24 protein-coding genes are annotated in these 21,922 nt (G+C 58.7%); 9 read left to right on the top strand and 15 right to left on the bottom strand.

What is annotated here, in order from left to right; genetic code table 11:
* Positions 1 to 6: 6 nt before the first annotated feature.
* Both coaD and VEG30_10545 read left to right on the top strand, forming a co-directional pair.
* A complete protein-coding gene (gene coaD, locus VEG30_10550) occupies positions 7 to 495 on the top strand; it encodes a pantetheine-phosphate adenylyltransferase (protein HXZ80359.1) in 489 nt (162 codons plus the stop codon).
* Positions 496 to 520: 25 nt separating this feature from the next.
* Positions 521 to 1,711 (top strand): pyridoxal phosphate-dependent aminotransferase, encoded by a 1,191-nt coding sequence (locus VEG30_10545; protein HXZ80358.1) that lies wholly within the window; start codon positions 521 to 523, stop codon positions 1,709 to 1,711.
* A gap of 3 nt (positions 1,712 to 1,714) precedes the next feature.
* Here the strand turns inward: VEG30_10545 and VEG30_10540 are convergent, their stop codons facing one another.
* Positions 1,715 to 3,043, bottom strand: coding sequence for an amidohydrolase family protein (locus VEG30_10540; GenBank protein ID HXZ80357.1), 1,329 nt, complete (start codon positions 3,041 to 3,043; stop codon positions 1,715 to 1,717).
* 174 nt (positions 3,044 to 3,217) lie between these two features.
* Here VEG30_10540 and VEG30_10535 point away from each other — a divergent pair, with 174 nt between their 5' ends.
* From VEG30_10535 to VEG30_10510, 6 genes are all read left to right on the top strand, one after another.
* The gene (locus VEG30_10535; protein HXZ80356.1) at positions 3,218 to 3,589 is read left to right on the top strand and encodes a cupin domain-containing protein; all 372 of its coding nucleotides are present in this window, start codon (positions 3,218 to 3,220) and stop codon (positions 3,587 to 3,589) included.
* A gap of 45 nt (positions 3,590 to 3,634) precedes the next feature.
* The gene (locus VEG30_10530) at positions 3,635 to 4,456 is read left to right on the top strand and encodes a lysophospholipid acyltransferase family protein (protein ID HXZ80355.1); all 822 of its coding nucleotides are present in this window, start codon (positions 3,635 to 3,637) and stop codon (positions 4,454 to 4,456) included.
* Between the two features lie 9 nt (positions 4,457 to 4,465).
* Positions 4,466 to 5,254 (top strand): gamma-glutamyl-gamma-aminobutyrate hydrolase family protein, encoded by a 789-nt coding sequence (locus tag VEG30_10525; protein ID HXZ80354.1) that lies wholly within the window; start codon positions 4,466 to 4,468, stop codon positions 5,252 to 5,254.
* Between the two features lie 47 nt (positions 5,255 to 5,301).
* Entirely contained in the window at positions 5,302 to 5,484 is a 183-nt protein-coding gene (locus VEG30_10520) for a hypothetical protein (protein HXZ80353.1), read from the top strand.
* Between the two features lie 136 nt (positions 5,485 to 5,620).
* Entirely contained in the window at positions 5,621 to 6,358 is a 738-nt protein-coding gene (locus tag VEG30_10515; GenBank protein HXZ80352.1) for an SDR family oxidoreductase, read from the top strand.
* 75 nt (positions 6,359 to 6,433) lie between these two features.
* Entirely contained in the window at positions 6,434 to 7,264 is an 831-nt protein-coding gene (locus VEG30_10510; protein HXZ80351.1) for a hypothetical protein, read from the top strand.
* Positions 7,265 to 7,314: 50 nt separating this feature from the next.
* Here VEG30_10510 and VEG30_10505 read toward each other — a convergent pair whose 3' ends face one another.
* The 6 genes from VEG30_10505 to VEG30_10480 form a co-directional block, all read right to left on the bottom strand.
* Positions 7,315 to 7,635: a HigA family addiction module antitoxin gene (locus VEG30_10505; GenBank protein ID HXZ80350.1), complete on the bottom strand. Its 321-nt coding sequence runs from the start codon at positions 7,633 to 7,635 to the stop codon at positions 7,315 to 7,317.
* 11 nt (positions 7,636 to 7,646) lie between these two features.
* Positions 7,647 to 7,925, bottom strand: a complete 279-nt coding sequence (locus VEG30_10500) for a type II toxin-antitoxin system RelE/ParE family toxin (protein HXZ80349.1) — start codon at positions 7,923 to 7,925, stop codon at positions 7,647 to 7,649.
* Between the two features lie 60 nt (positions 7,926 to 7,985).
* Positions 7,986 to 10,160, bottom strand: a complete 2,175-nt coding sequence (locus VEG30_10495; protein ID HXZ80348.1) for a molybdopterin-dependent oxidoreductase — start codon at positions 10,158 to 10,160, stop codon at positions 7,986 to 7,988.
* A gap of 203 nt (positions 10,161 to 10,363) precedes the next feature.
* On the bottom strand, positions 10,364 to 11,776 hold the full coding sequence (locus tag VEG30_10490) for a DUF4382 domain-containing protein (GenBank protein ID HXZ80347.1): 1,413 nt from the start codon (positions 11,774 to 11,776) through the stop codon (positions 10,364 to 10,366).
* Positions 11,777 to 12,203: 427 nt separating this feature from the next.
* A complete protein-coding gene (locus VEG30_10485) occupies positions 12,204 to 12,389 on the bottom strand; it encodes a hypothetical protein (GenBank protein ID HXZ80346.1) in 186 nt (61 codons plus the stop codon).
* A gap of 152 nt (positions 12,390 to 12,541) precedes the next feature.
* On the bottom strand, positions 12,542 to 13,024 hold the full coding sequence (locus VEG30_10480) for a hypothetical protein (GenBank protein ID HXZ80345.1): 483 nt from the start codon (positions 13,022 to 13,024) through the stop codon (positions 12,542 to 12,544).
* Between the two features lie 189 nt (positions 13,025 to 13,213).
* On the opposite strand from VEG30_10480, the gene VEG30_10475 reads away from it, so the two are divergent.
* Complete coding sequence (locus VEG30_10475) at positions 13,214 to 14,662, top strand: pyridoxal-dependent decarboxylase (GenBank protein ID HXZ80344.1); 1,449 nt, start codon at positions 13,214 to 13,216, stop codon at positions 14,660 to 14,662.
* A 25-nt stretch (positions 14,663 to 14,687) separates the two neighbouring features.
* Here VEG30_10475 and VEG30_10470 read toward each other — a convergent pair whose 3' ends face one another.
* The 8 genes from VEG30_10470 to rplM all read right to left on the bottom strand — a co-directional run bounded on the left by VEG30_10470 (position 14,688) and on the right by rplM (position 21,446).
* Positions 14,688 to 16,256 (bottom strand): MFS transporter, encoded by a 1,569-nt coding sequence (locus VEG30_10470; GenBank protein HXZ80343.1) that lies wholly within the window; start codon positions 16,254 to 16,256, stop codon positions 14,688 to 14,690.
* A 168-nt stretch (positions 16,257 to 16,424) separates the two neighbouring features.
* Positions 16,425 to 16,871, bottom strand: coding sequence for an ester cyclase (locus VEG30_10465; GenBank protein ID HXZ80342.1), 447 nt, complete (start codon positions 16,869 to 16,871; stop codon positions 16,425 to 16,427).
* A gap of 31 nt (positions 16,872 to 16,902) precedes the next feature.
* Positions 16,903 to 17,487 (bottom strand): ribosome recycling factor, encoded by a 585-nt coding sequence (gene frr / locus VEG30_10460; protein ID HXZ80341.1) that lies wholly within the window; start codon positions 17,485 to 17,487, stop codon positions 16,903 to 16,905.
* A 116-nt stretch (positions 17,488 to 17,603) separates the two neighbouring features.
* A complete protein-coding gene (pyrH, locus tag VEG30_10455; protein HXZ80340.1) occupies positions 17,604 to 18,320 on the bottom strand; it encodes a UMP kinase in 717 nt (238 codons plus the stop codon).
* A gap of 209 nt (positions 18,321 to 18,529) precedes the next feature.
* Entirely contained in the window at positions 18,530 to 19,216 is a 687-nt protein-coding gene (locus VEG30_10450) for a translation elongation factor Ts (protein HXZ80339.1), read from the bottom strand.
* Positions 19,217 to 19,372: 156 nt separating this feature from the next.
* Positions 19,373 to 20,293, bottom strand: coding sequence for a 30S ribosomal protein S2 (gene rpsB / locus VEG30_10445; protein HXZ80338.1), 921 nt, complete (start codon positions 20,291 to 20,293; stop codon positions 19,373 to 19,375).
* Positions 20,294 to 20,480: 187 nt separating this feature from the next.
* On the bottom strand, positions 20,481 to 20,876 hold the full coding sequence (gene rpsI, locus VEG30_10440; GenBank protein HXZ80337.1) for a 30S ribosomal protein S9: 396 nt from the start codon (positions 20,874 to 20,876) through the stop codon (positions 20,481 to 20,483).
* Between the two features lie 135 nt (positions 20,877 to 21,011).
* Positions 21,012 to 21,446, bottom strand: a complete 435-nt coding sequence (rplM, locus tag VEG30_10435) for a 50S ribosomal protein L13 (GenBank protein HXZ80336.1) — start codon at positions 21,444 to 21,446, stop codon at positions 21,012 to 21,014.
* Positions 21,447 to 21,922 lie beyond the last annotated feature (476 nt).

The following is a 21,922-nucleotide window of genomic DNA, read 5'->3' as shown; positions in this document are numbered from 1 at the left end:
AGAACATTGAAGAACGTCGTCGCCATCTATCCCGGGTCTTTTGATCCGGTCACCAACGGGCACCTCGACTTGATTGCGCGCGGGGCAGAGATTTTTGACCAACTCATAGTCGCCATCCTGCGCAACCCCGAGAAGCACCCGCTGTTCACGCTGACTGAGCGTATGGCGATGATGAAGGAGCTGACGGCACGCTGGGGCAACGTGCGTATCGACACCTTCGAAGGGCTGCTCGTGGACTACGCCCGCAAGGTTCACGCGCAGGTCCTGTTGCGTGGTATCCGGGCGATCAGCGATTATGAATATGAGCTGCAGATGGCGCTTATGAATCGCAAGCTATATCCGCAAATGGAAACGGTATTCATGATGCCGGCGGAGGCTTACAGCTACGTCAGTTCGCGGCTGGTGAAAGAGATCGCCGAGCTGGGCGGATCAGTGCGGGGACTGGTACCCGAGATGGTCGAAGAACGCCTGCACAGCAAAGTCAACGGAACTTGATAATCACAGGAAAGGAACAGAAGCAATGGCAGTAGCAACCCAAGCCGTATTCACCCAGCGCATTGATCGCATCGAAGTGTCGGCCACCATGGCGGTGGTGGCTGAGGCTGAAAAACTCCGGGCTGGCGGCGCCGATCTGGTCGATTTTGGCGCAGGCGAGCCACACTTCCAGGTACCGCAGCACATCCGCGACGCTGCCATTGCCGCTGTCCAGGCCGGTTTCAATAAGTACACCGCGGTAGCAGGAATCGCTGAGCTTCGCGATGCCATCGTCAGCCGCCACGCGCAGGACTTTGGTTCCGATTACAAGCGCGAAGAAGCCATCGCCTCAACCGGCGGCAAGCACGCGCTGTTCAATGCCGTTCAGGTGCTCGTGGATCATGGCGATGAGGTGATCATTCCCGTGCCCTACTGGGTGTCGTTCAAGGACATCGTCCGTTATGCCGGAGGCGTGCCGGTGTTCGTCGAGACCGATGAGCGCCGCGCGTTTCAGATTACAGCGGAAATGGTGGAGCGCGTCATCAGCCCGCGGACCAAAGCCATCATCCTCAATTCGCCAAACAATCCTTCCGGCGCCGTGATGAGCCCGCAGGATATTACCGCCATTGTCCGGCTGGCTCACGCTCGCGGCATCTACGTGATCGACGACGAGTGTTACGTCTACCTCGACCACACCGGCCGCCGCTTTTCCGCCGGCTCAATCCATGATGCCAAAGAGCATTTGGTCATCATTGGCTCACTCTCCAAGACTTACGCCATGACCGGATGGCGCATGGGATACGCGCTGGGTCCGGCGAAGATTGTGGCTGCGATGCAAAAGCTGCAAAGCCAGTCCACCTCGAATCCCACCTCCATCGTGCAGAAGGCGGCTGTAGCTGCGCTCAACGGACCACAAGACTGCGTTCGCGAGATGGCGGAAGATTACATCAAGCTCCGCGAGCGCATGGTGCATGGCTTGCGCGAGATTCCCCACATCCACTGCACGCTGCCGCAAGGCGCATTCTATGCGTATCCCAACGTATCGGCCTATATCCGCAAGGACGGTATGAAGTCCGCCTCCGAGGTTGCTTCGCGTCTGTTGCGCGAGGCCCACGTGGTGACGGTACCGGGCGAGGCCTTCGGCACCGGCGAGCATATTCGCATGTCGTATGCCACCTCGATGAAGGAGATCGATCGCGGCCTGGAGAGGATGAAAAAGTTCTTCGCCAGCGCCTAGAGCTCAACGTGGAATGCTGGGCGGCCTTTCCGGCCGGCGATAGATTTGCCCGCCCTTCATCACGAAGTTCACTTTCTGCAGGGCAGTAATGTCAGCCAGCGGGTCGCCTGGAAGAGCGACTAGGTCTGCAAATTTGCCCGGTTCCACAGTTCCGATCTGATCCTGCCAATCGAGCAACTCGGACGCGACCAGTGTCGCCGACTTGATCGCTTGCATCGGCGTCATCCCATACTTCACCATCAGCGGAAACTCCACCGCGGGGTTCATCTTCCAGTCAAAACCGCCGGCATCGGTGCCGAAGGCGATCTTCACGCCCGATTGCACCGCCCGGCGGAACGTTTCCCCGTGAATTCTGGGAATCTCCCGCCATACCGGGGCGCCGGTTGTGGCTCGTCCTTCCGCCACGTACTCACCGACATAGAGCGTAGGCACGTAGTAGATGCCCTTGGCGATCATCGCCTTCATATCTTCCGGCGCGATGTATGCTCCGTGCTCGATCGTGTCGACGCCCGCCTCCACTGAATTGTGCACCCCGTTGAGAGCCATCGCATGAGAAGCCACACGATGCCGCTGGCGGTGGGCCTCGTCCACGATGGCTCGCAGTTCCTCCATCGTGAAGGTTGGAATGCCGTCGACGGTATTGTCCGGCCGCACCCGGTAGCTGCGGTCGCTGTATACCTTGATCCAGTCCGCGCCATAGCTGATCTGCTCGCGCACCGCCTTGCGCGCCTCATCGGGGCCATCCACCATCTGCAATCCATGCGGCACCTCAACCTCCGGGGAATAGCCCAGCAGCGGATAGGCGCCGGTAACATCCAGTGCGCGCGTCGCTACCTGCATGCGCGGTCCGGGAATGATTCCGTTATTGATGGCCCGCTTGATGTCCACATCGGCGTACATGGCGCCTTCCGTCTCTAGGTCGCGGATCGTGGTGAAGCCCGCTTCCAATGCCCGACGTGCGGCCTGTGTGCCCAGAATCGTCCGGTACTCCCGGGATTGCTTCAGCAGCTGCTCGTCGTAATCTGCCGGAGTGATGTCCCCTTGCAGCAACACATGAGTGTGGGTGTCGATCAGGCCTGGGAGACACGTCTCGGTACTAAGGTCGACAACCTCCGCTCCCGAAGGCAGCGATGCCCCTCCTTTTACTTCGCTGATTTTTTCTCCCGTAACCGTAATAACTACACTCCGCCGCGGCTGATCGGATCGGCCGTCGATCAACGTGCCGCACTTGAGATAAACCACACGCGCCGGGGCAGCTTCACTCGGTTTTGTCGCCTGGGACCAACCGCCCGCGGAGCTCGCCGCCAGCATGCATAGAACTCGGACCAGCATCGCGCCCGCTCCTTGGTATTGAACGATGACAAAGGAAAAGTCGCGAGTGTATCACCAGTTCTTCCCGCTACCTATCAGGAACCAATTCGTCCCATGCCTTGCGCTTCATTCCACCCGTCATAAGACTGAGTCTGAAACCCGCGTCTGCACATCTGATCCAGCAGGAGCAGAGCCATGCAAAAAGTTAATCTTGCTGAGAAGTTCTCCCGTTTTCAGGACTACTACGATCCCAAGATTGCCGGTGAATTGAACGACTCCTACGTGAAGCTGGTCAAGGTGAAAGGCGAATTTGTCTGGCACCACCATGATGAGGAAGACGAGCTGTTTCTCATCGTCAAGGGAAACTTGCGCATGAAGTACCGCGAAAAGGGCGTGGAGAGCGAGCTGATGCTTCACCCCGGTGAGTTCGTCATCGTGCCGAAGAAAATGGAGCATCTTCCGATCGCAGACGAAGAGGTTCACCTGGTGCTGCTCGAGCCTAAGACGACGCTTAACACCGGAAACGTTCGCAACGAGAGAACGCGGGAACAGCTGCAGCACGTCTGAGCCGCTGCCGCTCACGGCAGACGTGGTACCCTGTTCACTTCGTAGGTGAGCCGATCCTCCAAATTCCAGAATGCGCTCAGCTGGGTCCGGTCGATCTTTGTGCTGGACCCGCTGATTTATTTCTACACCGTCGTCCTGGGGACGTTGTCCCTGGGGTCTTCGTTATTTGACCGCCGCGGTCGCGTTCAGCACTGGTTCGCACGCCTGTGGTCGTGGCTTATTCTCAAAACCACACTCTCCCCGGTCCGTATTACCGGGCTTGAAAATCTTCAACCTCACCAGCCCGCCGTGTATGCGGCCAACCACGTCTCGGCGCTCGACATTCCTGTCCTCTACGCCAACCTGCCCATGCCGTTCCGGATCATCGCCAAAGAGCATCTCTTCCGCTACCCCTTCATGGGATGGCACCTGCGGCGCTCCGGCCAGATTGCAGTCGACCAGGAAGACGCGCGCTCCAGCCTGCGTGCGCTGAATCGCGCTTCCCAAACTGTGCATGATGGAATGCCCCTGGTCGTCTTTCCGGAAGGCGGACGTTCTGCCGCCGGCCAGGTCAGGCCGTTCTTGAGCGGCGCGTTCTACGTGGCAATCAAGGCCGGGGTTCCAGTAGTCCCGCTGGCGATTGTCGGAACCTATGAATGCCTGCCGATGAACGCGTTTCACATCCGCCCGCACCCGATTGAGCTGGTGATCGGCAAACCTGTCTCCACCGGGGAATACACCACCCGCGACATGGACGCCCTTGCCCAGCGCGTCCAGGCCGTCATCGCAGATATGTACTACGCTCGCGCCTCGGTACCTGACCCCAGGCACACCGCGTCGTCTGCGAACCCAGAAATCGAAACTGCACGCCGCCAGGAGCCGGGTTAAACTGACTTCATGCGTCCTCGCATTGCCGTGCCCCAGCCGCACTCGCAAAAACCGGAATACAACGAGCGCTCGCTGCCGCAGTACACTCAGGCAGTGGAAGCCGCCGGGGGCGAAGCGGTTGTGATTCCGCTCGACCAGCCCAATGCCGAGATCGCGCGGCTGGTCACCACCTGCGACGCCGTCCTTCTGCCCGGCAGCCCGGCGGATTTGTCCCCTGAAAAATATGGCGCTCCCAAGCGTCCCGAAACCAGCCCATCCGATCCCGGCCGCGACAACGTAGATGAGCTGCTGCTCCAGGACGCCCACAACATGTACAAGCCCATTCTCGGCATTTGCTACGGCATACAGTCGCTCAACGTTTGGCGCACGGGAACGCTGTTTCAGGACATTCCCTCTGAGGTCCACACCCAGATCAACCACGAAGCCGGCAAAAAAGTTCCACGTGCGCATACCGTCCAGGTCGAGCCCGGCTCGACGCTCGCGCAAATTCTCGCTCCGGTCTGGCCGGCTGAGCACGGCCAAACTTCCGGATGGGTAAACTCCAGCCATCATCAGTCGGTGGCCGCGGTGGGCGACGGCCTGCGCGTGGTGGCGCGCTGCCCCGATGACGGCGTCGTCGAAGCGGTGGAAGGAACTTCTCCCGATCACTTTGTGCTTGGCGTGCAATGGCACCCGGAGCGCGGCTTTGAACACGATCCTGCATCCCGGGCTATCTTCCGTGCTTTTGTGGAGGCAGCCCGGCGCCGCCATGCGCATCCCCGAACCCCGGCTCCCGATTTTGAGACGCTGCCCCGCTAACCCGCATCTATTCAACTTGGGATCGCTTGATACTTCCTGGAGGAATCATGGCAAAGAAGAAAAAAGACGACCTTCCCAAGAACATACACGGCCAGGGATTTCCTGACCGGCCCGCTGGAGATAAGAGCCGCTACGATCCCGAATTCGAAATACCTGATCCCGAAGCGGTAGAAGAAGACATCGCGGAAGTCGAAACAGTCTACAGGCCTGAGAAAAAGAAGCCTGCATAAAACGTCCTGCGCCTTTCGCCGGTCGCGGCTTCGGAGTCGAAGGATCTTGCGTTTCCTGTCCGGGCTGACTGCCGCCGCCCGCTTCTGCTAACTTCGTCTTATGACGGACGGAGTCTGTTGGTCTCTGGCGGGCCGCGTGGCCCTCATCACCGGTGGATCGCGCGGCATCGGCGCGGCGGCCGTGCGTATGTTCACCACAGCCGGCGCCAAGGTCGCTTTCAACTACCAGAAAGCCAGGATAGAAGCCGAAGCCCTGGTTTCACATTGCGGTGCAGCCAACTGCGCCACGTTTCAAAGCGATCTTGACGGTCCCAACGCTGCGCGCCAGTTGGTGGAATCGACCATCAAGCGCTTCGGGCGCCTCGATATCCTGGTCGCCAATCATGGCATCTGGCCTCCCGATGACTCACCCATCGACCAGATGGCCGACGAGCAGTGGAATCGCACCCTGGCCATCAACCTGGACAGTGTCTTCGGCCTCATCAAATACTCCGTCGCGCAAATGAAGAAGCAGGACGGCGGACACATCGTCGTCATCAGCTCCACCGCAGGCCAGCGAGGGGAGGCTTTTCACTGCGACTACGCCGCCAGCAAAGGAGCGGTGATCAGCATGGTCAAAGGGCTCTCCGCGGAATTGGCGCGGGATAAGATCTATGTGAACTGCGTCGCTCCGGGATGGGTCGTCACCGACATGGCAGCCCCCGCCCTGAACGATCCTGCTACCAGGCAGCGCGTCCTCAGCACCATCCCGCTGGGCCGCCCCGGCACCCCCGAGGAAATTGCTGCTCCAATCCTGTTTCTCTGTTCCGAACACGCGGGCTTTATCACCGGAGAAATCTTTAACGTAAATGGTGGGGCGGTCTTGATAGGATGATTTACTGGATCTCCATTTGAAGAGAAAACCCCACCCAAGCTCTGCTTGAGTGTGGCACCCTCAGGTTTCTTCGCAATGCGATATTTTTCGCTAGTTGTGTTTCTTGCATTTGTGGCTGCGAGCGCCCAGACTCCGTCGTCGAATCCTCCGGCGGCTGCCGTTCCGTCGTCGTTCATCGCCACCCAGACTACAGACCCCAACGCAGTCAAAGCTCGCGCTTTGCTCGACCAGATGATCCAGGCCATGGGCGGACAGGCTTACATGTCTGTGCAGGACATGCAACAGGAAGGACGCACCTACAGCTTTTTCCAGGGGAAACCGAACAGTGTGGGCGCACCGTTTTGGCGTTTCTGGAAATTTCCCGACAAGGACCGGGTTGAGCTCACCAAGCAGCGCGACATCGTCTACATCAACGTGGGCGACCGCGGCTACGAAGTCACCTATAAGGGCACGGCTCCGCAGGAAAGAGAGCAACTGGAGGAATATGTCCGCCGGCGCGAGCACTCCCTCGAGACTGTGTTGCGCATTTGGCTGCAGCAGAAAGATACCGCCCTGTTCTATGACGGACCTGCTGTCGCCGAGCAGAAGCCGTGCGACTCAGTCACCATCCTCGACAGCAAGAACGATTCGGTCACCATATTCATCGACCGTAATTCTCACCTGCCGGTCAAGAAGACCTGGACCTGGCGCGATCCGCTCGACAATCTGAAGAACGAAGAAGGGGAGATCTACGACAACTTCAAGTCCATCGGAGGGGTATTGATCCCACACAGTATCCTGCGCACGCGCAACGGCGACATTACCAATCAGCGCTTTCTAACCGTCACTCGCGTCAACGCCGGAGTTCCGGATTCGCTGTTTCAGACCAACGTGACCTACGACCCGTATAAAAAATCCAGCAAGTAGCGCGCAGGGCAGTCTGGGAAAAAACGGGGAACGGGCAGGGGGCAGAGCAATCACGCAGAAGAGCCATTGCTCAACGCTAAGGGTTGCACATGTCGAGCGATCTCCTCTGCCAGCCTGTCTTCTGCAACTTCGAGATCGTACGCAGCCTGGAGGTTGAGCCAAAATCGGGCGCTGGTATTGAAATAGCGTGCCAGCCGCAAAGCCGTGTCAGGGGTGATTGAACGACGTTCGTGCACTATTTCCGCAACGCGGGGCACAGGCACGTGAAGTGCCAGGGCCAACCTGTTCATGCTCAAGCCCAGGGGAAGCATGAACTCCTCGCGCAAGATCTCGCCGGGGTGAATGGGAGGAAGCCTTCGAGATTTCGGCATCGCTATGTCACCTAGTGATAATCCACAATCTCCACGTCGTAGGCCTCACCGCTTCGCCAAACGAAGCAGATGCGCCATTGATCGTTGATTCTGATACTGTGTTGGCCCTGGCGATCGCCGCGTAGAGACTCGAGCCGGTTTCCAGGTGGCGCAGCCAAATCTCGCAATTGTGTGGCACTATCCAACTGCCGTAACTTGCGACGCCCCACAAATTCGATCGAACGAAAGCGTTTCCCGCTTTCGCGATTGTAAAGCCGCTCCGTATCCCTGCAACGAAACGTCTTGATCAACGGTAAGAATGGTATAACGTTCGGCGTATAACGTCAATCGTTATACTTGAGTTACTAACCCTAGGCCTCACGCCCAGAAATCGGCTCAACCTCCACCAGCGTCGAATAGAACGTGGCGCCGCGGCCGATGTCTGTGAGGCGGTCCGAAGTCAGCACGTTGATGTTGATGCCGTCAGCACGCTGCTTGGCGGAGTCAAGGCGTGCCGCCACCACGCGCGGCTGCACGCCATCAGTAATGCGCGCAGTCAGGCGGATCTCCCCGCGATCGTTGAACACTCGAACCTGCTGGCCATCCCGGATGTTGCGGTCGCGAGCGTCATCGCCATGGATCTCCAGCAGCCCCGGCTCTTCCAGAGCGCGAATCGCCGGCAGATTGGTGAAGCTGGAATTCAAGAAGTTGTCAGCCTTGCGAGCCAGCAGCTCCAACGGAAATTTCCCGTCACCGTTGCCCGAACCCTCTCGGCGATGCCGCGATTCAGTCGGCGGAACAAAAGACGCCACCGGATCCAGGCCCTGCGCAGCGAGTTGCGGACTCGAAAGCTCGGCCTTGCCGCTGGCCGTGAAGAAGCCACCCTTGGCGAATGGCAGAAAAGGATGATCTCCATCGGCGCCGCTACTACCTGAGTCCCCGGCCGCAGCATCCTTCCCGGAGCGCGATCCGTTGAACTCCAGGCGCACGAAGTTCTCTCGCTCCAATCGATCCCGGCCGACGCCCCTGAGCCACGTATGCGATGTGGAGAGTGCGGCGTCGATCATCTCATCCACCGATTCACGAAAGCACTCATCCTCAAAGCCCATGCGTAAAGCCAGTTCGCGGAACAACTCGACATTCGAGCGGCATTCCCCCAGCGGCTCGATCGCCTGCTTCGATATCTGCAGGTAGTAGTGTCCGTAAGAATTTTGCAGGTCTTTGTGTTCGAAGAAAGTCGTGGCAGGCAGAACCAGGTCAGCGTAGTCGGTAGTGTCGGTAAGAAACTGCTCATGCACTACCGTGAACAGATCGGGTCGCTTGAGCTGTTCGACAACCAGATTGTGGTTAGGCGCGACCGCCGCGGGATTTGAGTTATAAACGAACAGCGCCTTGACCGGCGGATCGCTGAGAGTCGCCAGCGCCTTGCCCAATTCCGTCATGTTCACCACCCGGGCGGGCCGGCCCAGCGGCGATTTCTCCATCAGATCGAGGCGCTCCAGCGCGCTTTTATTAAGCGGGAACGCCCCGCTGGTCGAAAGCTGCAGACCGCCCCCAATCTCCTTCCACGATCCCGTGACGCAGGGCAGCATCGCGATCGCACGCACCGCCATGCCCCCGTTCTCCGAGCGCGAGACCCCGTAGTTCACGCGAATCACCGCCGGGCGAACCGTGGCGTAATCCCGCGCCAGCTTGCGAATGTCTTCGCCTGAAATTCCCGTCCACTTCGCAACCCGCTCTGGTGGGTACTCCTCAACGCGCTGGCGAAGCTCATCAAACCCTACTGTGTAGCGCGAGACATAGTCGGCGTCATAAAGCTCCTCTTTAATGATGACGTGCATCATCGCCAGCGCCAGGGCAACGTCGGTTCCCGGAGCAATCGGCAGATACCAGTCCGCGCAGTCCGCGGTTCGCGTGCGGTAGGGGTCGATGACCACCAGCTTTGCTCCCGCGCGCCGGGCCTGGTGGATGAACGGCCACAGATGAACATTGTTGCCGTGGATGTTTGCGCCCCAGGCAATGATGTAGCGGGACTGCGCGAACTGTTCGGGCTCGGTGCCCAGCTTCTTGCCCAACACGGATACCAGCGCATCTCCGCCCGCGGTCGAGCAGATAGTCCTGTCCAATTGCGAAGCTCCCAGACGATGGAAGAAGCGCCGGTCCATGGAGCCGCCATTCAGCGCGCCCAGATTGCCGCCGTAGGAGTAAGGCAGGATGGCCTCGGGTCCGTATTCATCCGAAATCGCAGCCAAGCGAGTAGTGATCTGCGCCAGCGCTTCCTCCCAGGAGATGCGCTCGAAATCAGCGAAGTCTTTGTGGCCCGATCCTTTGGCAACGTCCTTGCGGCGGCGCAGCGGAAAGAGAACGCGATCGGGCGAATAAACGCGGTCGAGATACCTGGCAACTTTCGCACACAGAAAACCGCGCGTCACAGGATGCGCCGCATCGCCGCGGATCCGGGTCGCTCGCCCATCTTCGACGGTGATCTGGACACTGCAGGCATCGGGACAGTCGTGGGGACAGGCGGCGTGAACCACGGACTTCATGAATCGATTATACGGGCAGGGAAACTGCATCAACCACAGAGGACACAGAGGAACACACAGGCGCGACCAGGAATTAGTGGGGGAAATCGGGAATTATCGTAGTGAACGGTTCTCACCTTGGTGCTCCTTTGTGATTTTTGCGGTTTGACATAAAAACAGGCGGCCCCGCGGCCGCCTGCGATTGTTTAACCTTGTGCTTAGCCTTACGGCAGCACGGTGACCCAATGCGAGTACATCCGTGGATTGCCGGTGGAATTGTCTTTCAGCACCAGGCCGTAGGTTCCGACCTTTGCGCTTCCCGCCGCGGCCAGGCCGCTCAGTCCGTTGATGTTGCGGAAGCGGGTGAAGTTACTGGTCGACACGTCCAGAGGCGCGCCCAGGATGTAGCCGAATAGCCGGCTGTTCTGGATCTGGAAGCTGCCCTGGTTACCGCTGACGATATTCACGCTGCCCGCCACCAGGTCGCCTTCAACTCCCTGCCGGCGCAGCACCACTCGCTGCGGCACAAGAACGGCAGGGTTCTGCGTGGTATCCAGCGTGCCGCCGATCGCGATTCGTTGCCCAACCACCAATTCGGAATTGTTGAACAGGAAGTTGGTAAACCAGTTGTCGACATGACAGATGTCGTAGTCCTGCACCTGGCTGACGTCGAGCGTAACCGGGAAGCCAACCTGAATGTTGGCGATATCCGGCCACTCTTCTCCTACCAGCAGCGTGACGGTTTGTGCCGGGCCGCTCGTGGGATTCACGGCCACGATGCGGCCGCTGATGAAGTTCGCATGATGCGTCACCACTTCCACCGAACTCGCCAGCACGCTGCCATCGTTCTGCACCGTGCCGTCCACTTCGATCACCGCCGGAGTGGTGAGCGTGCTGAGGTTGTTGGTGCCGCTGTAAGTGGTGGAGCTGTTCACATCGATCGTGATCTGGTGCCCATGCAGCCGCTGGATCACGAACGAGTTGCCCGCCACGTTGACCGACACCAGCCCTCCGCGAAGGTCCGTGATTTGCGCGTCATCGTCTTTCGGAGCCACCGGGCGAAGATCGATTTGCGGATTGACAACGCCGGTCACCTGCCCTGTGCCGTCGACCTGCAGTGACTGGCGTAAATCAAATTCCACATGCAGCCCCGAGAGCCCATTCGCAGTTACTACCATCGGCTTCGAAAACGAAACCGTCACCGTGGTCGTGGAAGAAGTTGTGTTGTTGGGTGCCGTGAATGATCCGTTGATCGTGCCCACGCCCGGCGGATTCTGGCTCAAATCGAGGTACGAGACTACGGGATTCGACATGCTGAATGTGGCGCTGGTGTAGGTTCCTGCGGGCACCGCATTAAACGCCAGCAGCGTCCGCAGCCCTAGCAGGCGGGCGAAATCCACCGTGGTGGCTTCCGACAGCGCGTTCACGCTGCTGGAAGAATTGTTCAGAGTGATGCTGTTAATAGTTACATTGAACGCCAGCACGGAGGGCAGTGGGGCATCTTCCGCCGTGACGAACGTAGCCCCAGTGTCGCCTTGGGTGTTGTTCGTGCTGCCGGAACCAGCTCCCCCTCCGCATGCCGTGAAAGTGAACGTCAGGATTGCGGCCAATGCCGCAAGCGAAAACACACGTCGCATGACACACTCCAGAGATTTGGATTCTGGGGGAGCTGTTTCTACTGACGCAGACTTGAAACCCGCACGACCGGCGATAGTTGCTGGTTACTGTAGGACAGGGGCAAGCGGTGAACTAGGATTGTCTCTTGCGTTCCAGGTGCTCATCGAGCGCGCGATTCAATTCCTGTACCAGCTCGCTAAGACGCTCAGGATTTCTTTCTTCTGAAATTTGTTGCGCAATACTCTGCCAGGTGGACGCCGTTCTGTTTTTATGGGGCAGCCGGGGTGAGGTCTTTCCGGCTGAATTGTGGGGAGAGGGGTACTGCTGGTGCATTTTGGAAATCTGCCCTGGTGGAATGTAACAAATATGCTAACAGCTGGACGGTAAACCATCAACCCGCACCCATAACTTTTGCCGCGCCGCAGCTTTGGCCCGTCTCAGCCGAGGTTAGCCTACGTTCGCGCCGCATTCCGGGCAGCGCTGCGGCCATTCATCGCCACTGAGATCGTAGAGGAGTTCCCCGCATTCCGGGCAGACCGGCTCTTGCTCTTCCGTAAGATTGTCTTCCAGGTCGAGGTTGGAATTCGTACCCGAGTAAGCGAGGACAGCGAGAGGAGCGTCGAGGAATGGCATAAGAACCTCCGGAGCGGGCCTCGATGCCAGTATTGTGCGCCCTGGGAAGGGCGGGAATTGTGATCCCTGACAGGCTTGCGGTCGTTGGTGCCGATTTGGGAAAGAGGAGTCGGCGGCGGTTTCCCATTTTCGGTCCGCCCCCAGCAATTGGCTTACTGGGTCGCGCCCTTCCAGTGCTTCCAGAGGAAGACAAAGGTGATGTAGTGGGTCACGAGCAGCGCCGGAACCCAGAAAGCGGGAATCCAGTAGGCCGGACCCATGTAGCGTTGCGCGTCATGGATGTTAGCCAGTGCTATAGCGTTGAACAGGTCCAGTGTTCCTTCGATGTTGAAAATCCATACCAGAACTTGACTGGCTGACGCGTTTCTCACAAGGGCGAGAATCGCGACCAGAGCCAGCAAGGCAGCGAGCAGGTCCCCGAGTGCCGCCGGATAAGCGAATTGCCGCGGAATTCCGGCATAGGTGGCTCCGGGCGCCAGAAACATGAGTCCGAGATGGCGCATTGCATGCAGTAGGAGAATCGGGAGCAGCAGGGTTTGAGGTTTCAGCCCTGCGAGTTTTGGGAAGAGGTAGATCCGGGCGGCGACCCAGAACACAAATGTACTGAACAGAAAATTCACAGTCAGAATATTCATCGGACCCTCCGGTTGCTCCGTTCACTGGATTCGATCTCCAGAAGTCAGGCGGCGATGCAGAGCAAATCCGCACCTTGTCTCCCAAAAGGCGTGCGCATAAAACTACGGCAGCAAGATTCGGATGGACTTGGGGCAGCCGACTCCAGTCGAATGCTTGCCATCGGATACACTCAGAGCTGAGGTGCACTCATGGACGCAGGTGAATTTCGGCAAATCGGGCACCGCGTGGTTGACCTGCTGGCGGAGTACCTGGAGCACATCGAAGAGAAGCCGGTCTTTCCTGACGTCGAGCCCAGCCTGCTCACCGAGCTTTTTGCCGAGCCCTTGCCCCAGGAGCCCAAACCGGCTACGCAAGTCCTGGACGAGCTGGAAGAGAAGCTTCTGCCTTATTGCACGCACGTCGGACACCCAGGTTATATGGGCCTGATTACTCCTTCGCCGAATCCCGTAGGCGTGATTGCCGACTTCATCTGCTCGGCACTGAACCAGAACATCGGCGCTTACACCATTGGCCCATCGGCGGTAGCGATGGAACGCAGAGTGGTTCGCTGGCTTACGGATCTGGCCGGTTACGGCCCTCGAGCCGGAGGCAATCTCACCAGCGGCGGCATGATGGCCAACTTCATTGGCATCAAGCTGGCCCGGGATTGGGCTTCGCGCGACCGTGCCCAGCACGACGGGGTTCACGAAAAATGGGCTGTGTATGCGTCCGAAGAACGCCACGTTTCCGTGGATAAGGCGGTCGATGCGGTGGGCCTGGGCCGCGCGGGGCTTCGTGCCTTGCCCACCGATGCCGAATTTCGCGTGCGCCTGGATGCCCTCGAATCGGCTATCGCAGACGACCACAAGCGCGGCGTGCGCCCGATGTGCATCGTCGGGATTTTTGGCACCACCAATACCGGTGCCATCGATCCTCTGCATGAGCTGAGAAAGATCGCCGATCGCGAGGGCATGTGGCTTCATGCCGACGCCGCCTATGGCGGCGGGATGCTGCTCTCGCACGAATTCGCCATGCTGGATCACGGCCTGGAGCTGGCCGATTCGATCACCATCGACCCTCACAAATGGTTCTATGCGCCGCTCGATGCGGGGGCGATCCTGGCCAAAGACGAGCGGCGGCTGACGGCTTCCTTCGGCATGAAGCCGGCATATCTGACCGACGAACTCGATCGCGAGAGCGAGCGCTACCAGTATTACGTCCACGGCTTCGAGCAGTCACGGCGTTTTCGCAGTCTCAAGGTCTGGATGAGCTTCAAGCGCTACGGCGCGCGCCAGATCGCCGAGTGGATCGACAACAACGTGCGCCAGGCGAAATATCTGTATTCGTTGGCAGGGAAGCATCGTGAGTTCGAGGCGGCGAGCGATCCGCCCATGTCGGCAATCTGCATTCGCTACTGCGCCGCCGATCTCGACTCAGCGCAAGCCAAGGAATTGCACGCCGAGGTGGCGCGGCGAGTTGAGCAGAGCGGCAAATTCTGGATCTCGACTACGGAGCTCAAGGGTAAATCGTGGTTCCGCATTAATCCGGTAAATTTCCGCACTCGCAACGAGCACATGAAGCAATTATTAGAGCTGCTGGAAGAGGAATGCCACGCCGTGCTTCGCGGCTGGGCACGCGAAAGCAAGGCCAGTGATTGAAGGTCCCCTGACTTAGGACTTGCGCCTAAGCCGTCTCCTCGATTCTCTTGGAGATCAGTCGCCACGCAACCACGCTGCTGGCTACCGACAGAGTCGCGCATATCAGCATGATCGCTCGGAAGCCGGAGACGAAAGCCCGCGAGATCTGCATCTTTACTTCCTTGGCCGTGTTTGCGTCGAGCCCGGCGGGCAGAGTCAACGCCGCGAGTCGGACTTCTTGCGACTGAATCTCGTGGGAAATAGGCTCCGGGATCGACACCTTCGCCAGCGACTCATTCAACCGTGAGCTGAATACGCCGATCATTACCAGTCCGAAGACGGCGATGGCGAGCACACCTGCCAGCCGCGCGACTGCATTGTTAACGCCCGAAGCTGTGCCAGATCGACCCTGACCGACCGAACTCATCACCGCCGTAGTGAGTGGAGCAACGCTGACCGCCATCCCAAAACCGAGAATCAAAAATCCGGGAAAAAACGTTCTCCAGTAAGACCCGCCTATCGAGGGAACGGCAAAGAGCGCAAATCCTGCCGCCGCAATCAGCGGGCCGATAATCAGGGGAGTCCGCGGGCCGTAGCGTGATACCAGCCCCCCCGACCAGCGGGAGAGAGAAAACATCAGCAAAATTACGGGCAAAGCGGCAGCGCCGGTGGCGGTCGCGGAATATCCCTGCACCTGAATCAGGTTCATGGGAAAGAGAAAGAAGAATATCCCCAAAGCGGAATACAGAAATAATGTGAGCAGGTTGGCGCCACTGAAATTCCGCGACTTGAAGAGACCCAGCGGAACCATTGGTGATCGCTCTCTGGCCTCGAGCAGTACAAAAAGTATTAGGCCTCCGGCACCGACAATCAGGCTTCCCCATACCAAGGGATGGCCCCAACCTCGGCTGCTGGAATCGATCAATCCGTACACCAGGCCTGCCAGAGCCACCGTGGCCGTCACCGCGCCGAGCCAATCCACATCGTGGGCCTCGGGGTTGCGGCTTTCCGGAACATGCCACAACGAAATGACAATCACTGCAGCCGCAAGCGGAATATTGATCCAGAACACCCAGCGCCAGGAGACGTGCTCGATCAGCCAGCCGCCAAGAATCGGCCCAATCGCAGTGGTAATGGCGGTGAAGCCAGACCAGGTGCCAATCGCTTTCCCCCGGGTCTCGCCGTCAAAGGACGCGCTGATGATCGACAAGCTGCCTGGCACCATCAGCGCTGCCCCTACGCCTTGAACACTGCGAGCGATCACCAGTTGATTAATGGTCGCGGCAACAGCACAGGCAATGGAAGCCGCGGCAAATATACTTACGCCCAGCAGGAACATCAGACGCCGTCCAAACATGTCCCCGAGAACCCCGCCGGCCAGGATCAACGCGGCGAGAAACAGTCCGTAGGACTCAACCACCCATTGCACATCGACGACGCTCGCATGCAGGCTGGATTGCAAAGCTGGCAGGGCGACATTCACCACCGTGCCGTCTATGAAGGCCATGCTGGAACCCAGAATGGTTGCTGCCAGAATCCACGGTCGGGATTCCTTGCGGCAGGGAGTCTCGGCGCCTGTAGATTGAATCGCTGCTTCATCGCACGGCGATCGCATGGATTATGGATGCCGAATGCGAGCAGCTTGTCGAAGAAAAGAAACGCGAGGTGGACTACCCTTGCGCCTTCTTGTTGGGACAGGTGGAAATCGTGAATAAGCCCTGACAGAATTCTAAGGTCGTCATGCTGAGCGCGCGGAGGTTCATTAGGAGACAGCTGAGAGCTTCTAGGCTACTACCGAGTTCTGCCCGCGTTGCATCTGCTCCATCACGCTGGCCTGGTCGTAGTAGATCTTTTCTGAGACGAGCTTTCGAGAGTCGGAGTCAAACGTATAGAACGCGGCCATCTGAATGCGAATCGCATTTCCCAGGGGCTTGATGCCTGCAAATTCACCGCGGTGAGTGCCGCTGGTGACCACTTCGCGGATGGAGCACCCAGGCACATCGAACTCAGAGACGACTTCGACGCGCAAGTCCGGCAACGCCGCGGCTATCGACTGATAGAAACCACGGACTCCTTCAATGCCCCGGAAGCTAGCGCCCAGAGGCACAACGTCATAGTGCGCCCGTTTGTCTTGTACAAAGGTGTCGTAAACCGCATCCCAGTCATGCTCGTTTTCGCCGCGTATGTGCCGGGCCACGATCTCCCGCTGACGCTCAATAATGTCGCTCATAGTCGATACCCACAATCGCCAGAATCTGCCGCTACACTTCCAGTACTTCTTTCTCCTTCGCCTTGCTCATCTCTTCCATCTTCTTGATTTCGTCATCGGTGAGTTTCTGGATGTCTTCCAGCGCGCGGCGCTCTTCGTCTTCGGTTATCTTCTTATCCTTCAGCGCTTTCTTGATGGTCTCATTGCCATCCCGGCGGACATTGCGAATCGCTGTGCGGTGATCCTCCAGCACCTTGTGAAGATGTTTCACCATCTCCTTGCGGCGCTCCTGCGTGAGCGGCGGCACTGGAACGCGGATAATCTTCCCGTCATTCATCGGATTCAACCCCAGGTCAGCGCTGCGGATCGCCTTCTCAATACCCGGGAGCGAGCTGGGATCGAATGGTTGCACCGTAATCAACTGGGCTTCCGGAGCGTGCACCTGGGCCACCTGGTTGAGCGGCATCATGGAACCGTAGTATTCAATCTGCACACTGTCGAGCATGTGTACCGAAGCGCGCCCGGTGCGCACCGCCGCCATCTCGCGGCGGAAATCTTCCACCGCTTTATCCATGCGCCCCCTCAGCTGGCCGAAACTTTCCTTCAGTGCGGGGATCCCCGCCATTGTCTGCGCCATAGTGAAAATGTCTCCCAGAGTGCTAAGAGCGAAAATTATACCTGAGACGTTGCAGGGATTCGTCGAGGCTGCGGCCTCGACCTGAACGGACCGGACGTCCGTTCCCACATCAGCACCTACGCGCTGACCAGCGATCCTACCCTCTCCCCAAGCACCACCCGGCGGATGTTGCCCTGATGATTCAGGTTGAAGACCACGATCGGCAGATTGTTGTCGCGGCAGAGGCTGATAGCGGTGGCGTCCATGACTTTCAGTCCACGCTGCAGAATATCGAGATACGAGATATTGGGGAACATCTTGGCGTCTTTCACGATGATAGGGTCGGCATCATAGATGCCGTCCACCTTGGTGGCTTTGAGGATGGCGTCGGCCTTAATCTCCATGGCACGCAGCGAAGCCGCCGTGTCCGTCGAAAAATACGGATTCCCGGTGCCGCCGGCGAAAATCACAATGCGCCCTTTTTCCAGGTGGCGGATGGCACGCCGGCGAATAAAAGGCTCGGCTACCTGGTTCATCTCGATCGCCGATTGCACGCGCGTGTAGATGCCCTGCTTCTCGAGCGCGTCCTGTAGCGCCAGGGCATTGATCACCGTGGCCAGCATGCCCATGTGGTCGGCGGAGACACGGTCCATGTTCTTGGCCTGCACTGCCACACCACGGAAGAAATTTCCGCCCCCGACCACGATGGCAATCTGCACTCCGAGAGAATGCACGTCGGCCAGCTCAGCAGCAATTTCGTGGATGCGGGAAGGATCCACTCCAAATCCTTGATTGGCAGCCAGGGCCTCACCGGAAAGTTTCAGCAGGATTCGTTTAAAGATAGCTTGCACCACGCGTGATGTCCGTTTCCTTTTCGCGTTCAGTCTAGCGGGAGGAGGGGCGGGTGCGCAAACTAGAAAGCGCGGCCACAGATTGCAAGCATGTTCACGGATCGCGGTAAGCCGCTCAGCATCCTGTCGAACTCGAAAAATAAAGCCCGGCCAAAAAGGGCCGGGCGGGACGCTTTCTGTTTGCTCGGACAGGCAGGATTGCCTGTCCTATGTTATTTCGCGACCGGGGCCGCTGCTTCGCCGTCGCTCCCATCCTGCGTTTTGGGAGTGCTGATGGCGATGGTCGCGCCCGCCTCGCCCACCTTGAAGCGGGCGAAGCGGCGCACCGCAATGTTCTCGCCCAGCTTGCCGATCTTCTGACCGATAAGCTGGGAGACGCTGATGGTCTGGTCCTTGATGAAGGGCTGCTCGTACAGGCAGACCTCCTCGTAGAACTTTGCCATCTTGCCTTCCACGATCTTCTCCACCACGTTGGCGGGCTTACCCGTTGCCGCAGCCTGTGCGCGGTAGATGTCCTTCTCCTTCTCATAAGCCTCGGGAGTGACATCTTCCTTGCGGATGAATTTCGGATCGCTGGCCGCGATGTGCATGGCCAGATCGTGCACCAGTTCTTTGAAATCATCTGTGCGGGCCACAAAATCACTCTCGCAGTTGACTTCGACCAGCACCCCGATCTTGCCGCCGGCATGAATGTAGCTGGCGACCGAACCTTCACTAGTCGCCCGCGCCGCTTTTTTCTGCATGATCGCAGCTCCGCGCTTCCGCAGAAGCACGATCGCCTCATCCATGTTGCCCTTGGCTTCGGTCAGGGCGTTCTTGCAGTCCATCATCGGAGCTCCGGTTTTGTCGCGCAGCTCACGAACCTGATTGGCAGAGATGTTCACTGTAGTCGTTCCCATAATAGCTATGAATCCTGTGGATTAGATGGGCGGGGAAGCAATTCGATTCCGCGCCTCGCAACTGCTGGTTCCTCTTGCCCAGGAACCATCGGCAGAACAGGAGAGGTCGACGCAACCCAATCTTCCAAGGCAGAGTCGCAGACCCACGCGCTATCGTTAGAGCGTCTGCGGCTCTGCGTGGCGGACTTCCGGTTCCGACTCGGCCTCCGCCGTGGCCGGCTGTTTCTTCCCACCTCCGCGCAGCACGTCTTCCATGGAGATGTCTTCGCCCGCCTCTTCTTCGGCGGCAAACTCGGAAAGCACAGCTCCCTCGGGAAGTTCACCTTCGGCAGCCACAGCCACCGCCGCAACCGCAGCCTGGGCCGCATGCACGTCTTCTACTTGCTTATCGGTCGCGGCCTGCGAACCTTCAATCACGGAATCGGCAATCTTCGAAGCAAACAGCCGAATCGCGCGCAGAGCGTCATCGTTACCCGGGATCACGTAATCCACTTCCGTGGGATCGCAGTTGGTATCCACCACGGCGACCACAGGTATGCCCAATTTGCGTGCTTCGCGTACCGCAATCTGCTCCTTATTGGAGTCGATAACAAAAATCGCGTCCGGCAGACGGGTCATCTCCTTGATGCCGGCCAGGTTGGCCTGCAGATGCTTGCGCTCGCGCTCCAGCCGGATCACTTCCTTCTTCGGTAGCAATTCGTAACGGCCATCGGTGGCCATCTCGTCGAGCTCTTTGAGCCGCTTGACCGATTTCTGCACCGTCACCCAGTTGGTGAGCAGTCCGCCCAGCCAGCGCTGGTTGATATAGAACATGCTGCAACGCTGGGCCTCCTCGGCGATGGCATCCTGCGCCTGGCGCTTGGTGCCCACGAACATCACGCTCTTGCGCTCCCCTGCCAGGTCGCGAATGAAGTTCGAGGCCTCTTTGAACATCTTCAGCGTCTTCTGCAGATCGATGATGTAAATCCCATTGCGCTCCCCGAAGATGTATTCCTTCATCTTGGGATTCCAGCGCTTGGTCTGATGCCCGAAGTGGACGCCCGCTTCGAGCAGCTCCTTCATGCTGATGTTAGCCAAACAACCTCCTTTTTGAATTGCATCCCAGCGGACTTCGAGGTGCCGGGATTACATTCCCATCACCCGCCCCTGACTGCTTGGGAGGGACGGGAAAATTCGATTCCTGTTTACTTCTCCTGCCGCGGCCCGGAATCTGGAACCGTAGCTTCAACTCAAAACACCAGAACATACTGCCTGGCGAAACCCGTTAGCGCTTGCTGAACTGGAATCTCTTGCGCGCGCCCTTCTGACCGTATTTCTTTCGCTCTTTGGCGCGTGAATCGCGGGTCAGGAATCCCTCACCCTTCAGCTTGCTCCGCAGCTCGGGATTGAATTGCAACAGCGCACGGGCGATCCCCATCTTCACCGCGCCGGCTTGCCCGTTCACGCCGCCGCCTGCAACCGTGATAACCGCGTTGAAATTCGCAGCCGTGTCGGTGGCCACCAAAGGCTGACGCGCTTCCACCCGCTGCGACACCGTCACAAAGTACTGATCGAAGGGATGATCATTCACCTTGATCTCGCCGCTGCCGGGACGAAGAAACACCCGCGCCACACTCGACTTGCGACGTCCCGTGCCGTAATACTCAACTTGTTCTGCCATGCTCCAACTTTCTTGGGGACTTCCAGCTTGCGCAGACGCCCCAAACTATCTCTTCATTATAACGGTGCTTCAGAGAGCCTTTACCGTTTCCACCTGACTTCGAGGTTCTCAAATCTTTCCGCCCTCTCGCCGTGATCAGCCGGCGATCGCCACCGCCTCCGGCTTCTGTGCCTGATGCGGATGCTTTTCGCCACGATAGACTTTCAGCTTGCGGCCCATCGCCCGCCCCAACTTCGTCTTGGGCAACATGCCGAGAATCGCGTCCTCGACCACCTGTTCTGGCTTCCGCGCAAAACGCTTGCGAAAATCCTCTTCCTTCAGCCCGCCCGGATACCCGCTATAACGCCGGTAAACCTTTTCGTCCGCCTTCAGACCCGTTAGCTTGATCTTCTCGGCGTTGATCACCACCACGTGATCACCGGTATCGATAAACGGCGTGAATCGCGGATTGTCCTTGCCGCTCAAGAGGCGGGCGACACGCGTGGAAAGCCGGCCCAGGGTTTGCCCCGCCGCATCCACCACAAGCCACTTCCGAACAATTTCCCCCTCTTTGGGGAAATAAGTAGACATCTCAATCTCCCAAGATGATTAACGCTAGAAGAACCGCTGACTTAGCCCCTTCGCTGAGAGAGACACACTCGGGGCGGACGACTGCGGAACCGCAAAGGTTTTAGACTAGCCTAACGAGCCTGAGAAGTCAACGAACTCCCGCCAAAGCCGCCCTGCCTGGACTGCAAACTTTCACCAGCACAACTGTCATCCGAGCGACGCGCCCGGTTTTGCCTTTTCGACCCGCGTTCGCTGCGGGTCGCGGGCGCAGAGGGAAGGATCTTGCGTTTCAGCGACCTTAAAGAGCGATCCGATGCCCACTCGAGAGCTCTCTTGGCCAGACTGAGAATAGCAGATCTTGCGTTTCACCCGTCACTGACCGCTGCACTCCCAATCTGCCAGACTACGCCCCCATGCTCTTATTCCTCTTCCTCGCTCTCACCCTCGCCCCGGAAAAGGTCGAACCAGTTGCAGCCTTGTCCGATCCCGCTGCCTCC

The sequence above is a fragment of the Terriglobales bacterium genome, from assembly GCA_035624455.1.
GTDB lineage: Bacteria > Acidobacteriota > Terriglobia > Terriglobales > Acidobacteriaceae > DASPRM01.
The sequence above is the reverse complement of the archived record's forward strand: the minus strand, read 5'-3'. Positions and strand labels throughout refer to the sequence as shown.

What these genes read in the sequence shown, in the direction of transcription:
- VEG30_10525 (HXZ80354.1), top strand. Translation starts at nt 4,466, where the DNA reads ATGCGTCCTCGCATTGCCGTGCCCCAGCCGCACTCGCAAAAACCGGAA.
- VEG30_10470 (HXZ80343.1), bottom strand. Translation starts at nt 16,256, where the DNA reads ATGCGATCGCCGTGCGATGAAGCAGCGATTCAATCTACAGGCGCCGAG.
- rplM (HXZ80336.1), bottom strand. Translation starts at nt 21,446, where the DNA reads ATGTCTACTTATTTCCCCAAAGAGGGGGAAATTGTTCGGAAGTGGCTT.
- rpsI (HXZ80337.1), bottom strand. Translation starts at nt 20,876, where the DNA reads ATGGCAGAACAAGTTGAGTATTACGGCACGGGACGTCGCAAGTCGAGT.
- VEG30_10535 (HXZ80356.1), top strand. Translation starts at nt 3,218, where the DNA reads ATGCAAAAAGTTAATCTTGCTGAGAAGTTCTCCCGTTTTCAGGACTAC.
- VEG30_10450 (HXZ80339.1), bottom strand. Translation starts at nt 19,216, where the DNA reads ATGGGAACGACTACAGTGAACATCTCTGCCAATCAGGTTCGTGAGCTG.
- VEG30_10540 (HXZ80357.1), bottom strand. Translation starts at nt 3,043, where the DNA reads ATGCTGGTCCGAGTTCTATGCATGCTGGCGGCGAGCTCCGCGGGCGGT.
- VEG30_10505 (HXZ80350.1), bottom strand. Translation starts at nt 7,635, where the DNA reads ATGCCGAAATCTCGAAGGCTTCCTCCCATTCACCCCGGCGAGATCTTG.
- VEG30_10520 (HXZ80353.1), top strand. Translation starts at nt 5,302, where the DNA reads ATGGCAAAGAAGAAAAAAGACGACCTTCCCAAGAACATACACGGCCAG.
- VEG30_10495 (HXZ80348.1), bottom strand. Translation starts at nt 10,160, where the DNA reads ATGAAGTCCGTGGTTCACGCCGCCTGTCCCCACGACTGTCCCGATGCC.
- VEG30_10490 (HXZ80347.1), bottom strand. Translation starts at nt 11,776, where the DNA reads ATGCGACGTGTGTTTTCGCTTGCGGCATTGGCCGCAATCCTGACGTTC.
- frr (HXZ80341.1), bottom strand. Translation starts at nt 17,487, where the DNA reads ATGGCGCAGACAATGGCGGGGATCCCCGCACTGAAGGAAAGTTTCGGC.
- VEG30_10465 (HXZ80342.1), bottom strand. Translation starts at nt 16,871, where the DNA reads ATGAGCGACATTATTGAGCGTCAGCGGGAGATCGTGGCCCGGCACATA.
- VEG30_10475 (HXZ80344.1), top strand. Translation starts at nt 13,214, where the DNA reads ATGGACGCAGGTGAATTTCGGCAAATCGGGCACCGCGTGGTTGACCTG.
- VEG30_10545 (HXZ80358.1), top strand. Translation starts at nt 521, where the DNA reads ATGGCAGTAGCAACCCAAGCCGTATTCACCCAGCGCATTGATCGCATC.
- VEG30_10485 (HXZ80346.1), bottom strand. Translation starts at nt 12,389, where the DNA reads ATGCCATTCCTCGACGCTCCTCTCGCTGTCCTCGCTTACTCGGGTACG.
- VEG30_10480 (HXZ80345.1), bottom strand. Translation starts at nt 13,024, where the DNA reads ATGAATATTCTGACTGTGAATTTTCTGTTCAGTACATTTGTGTTCTGG.
- VEG30_10510 (HXZ80351.1), top strand. Translation starts at nt 6,434, where the DNA reads ATGCGATATTTTTCGCTAGTTGTGTTTCTTGCATTTGTGGCTGCGAGC.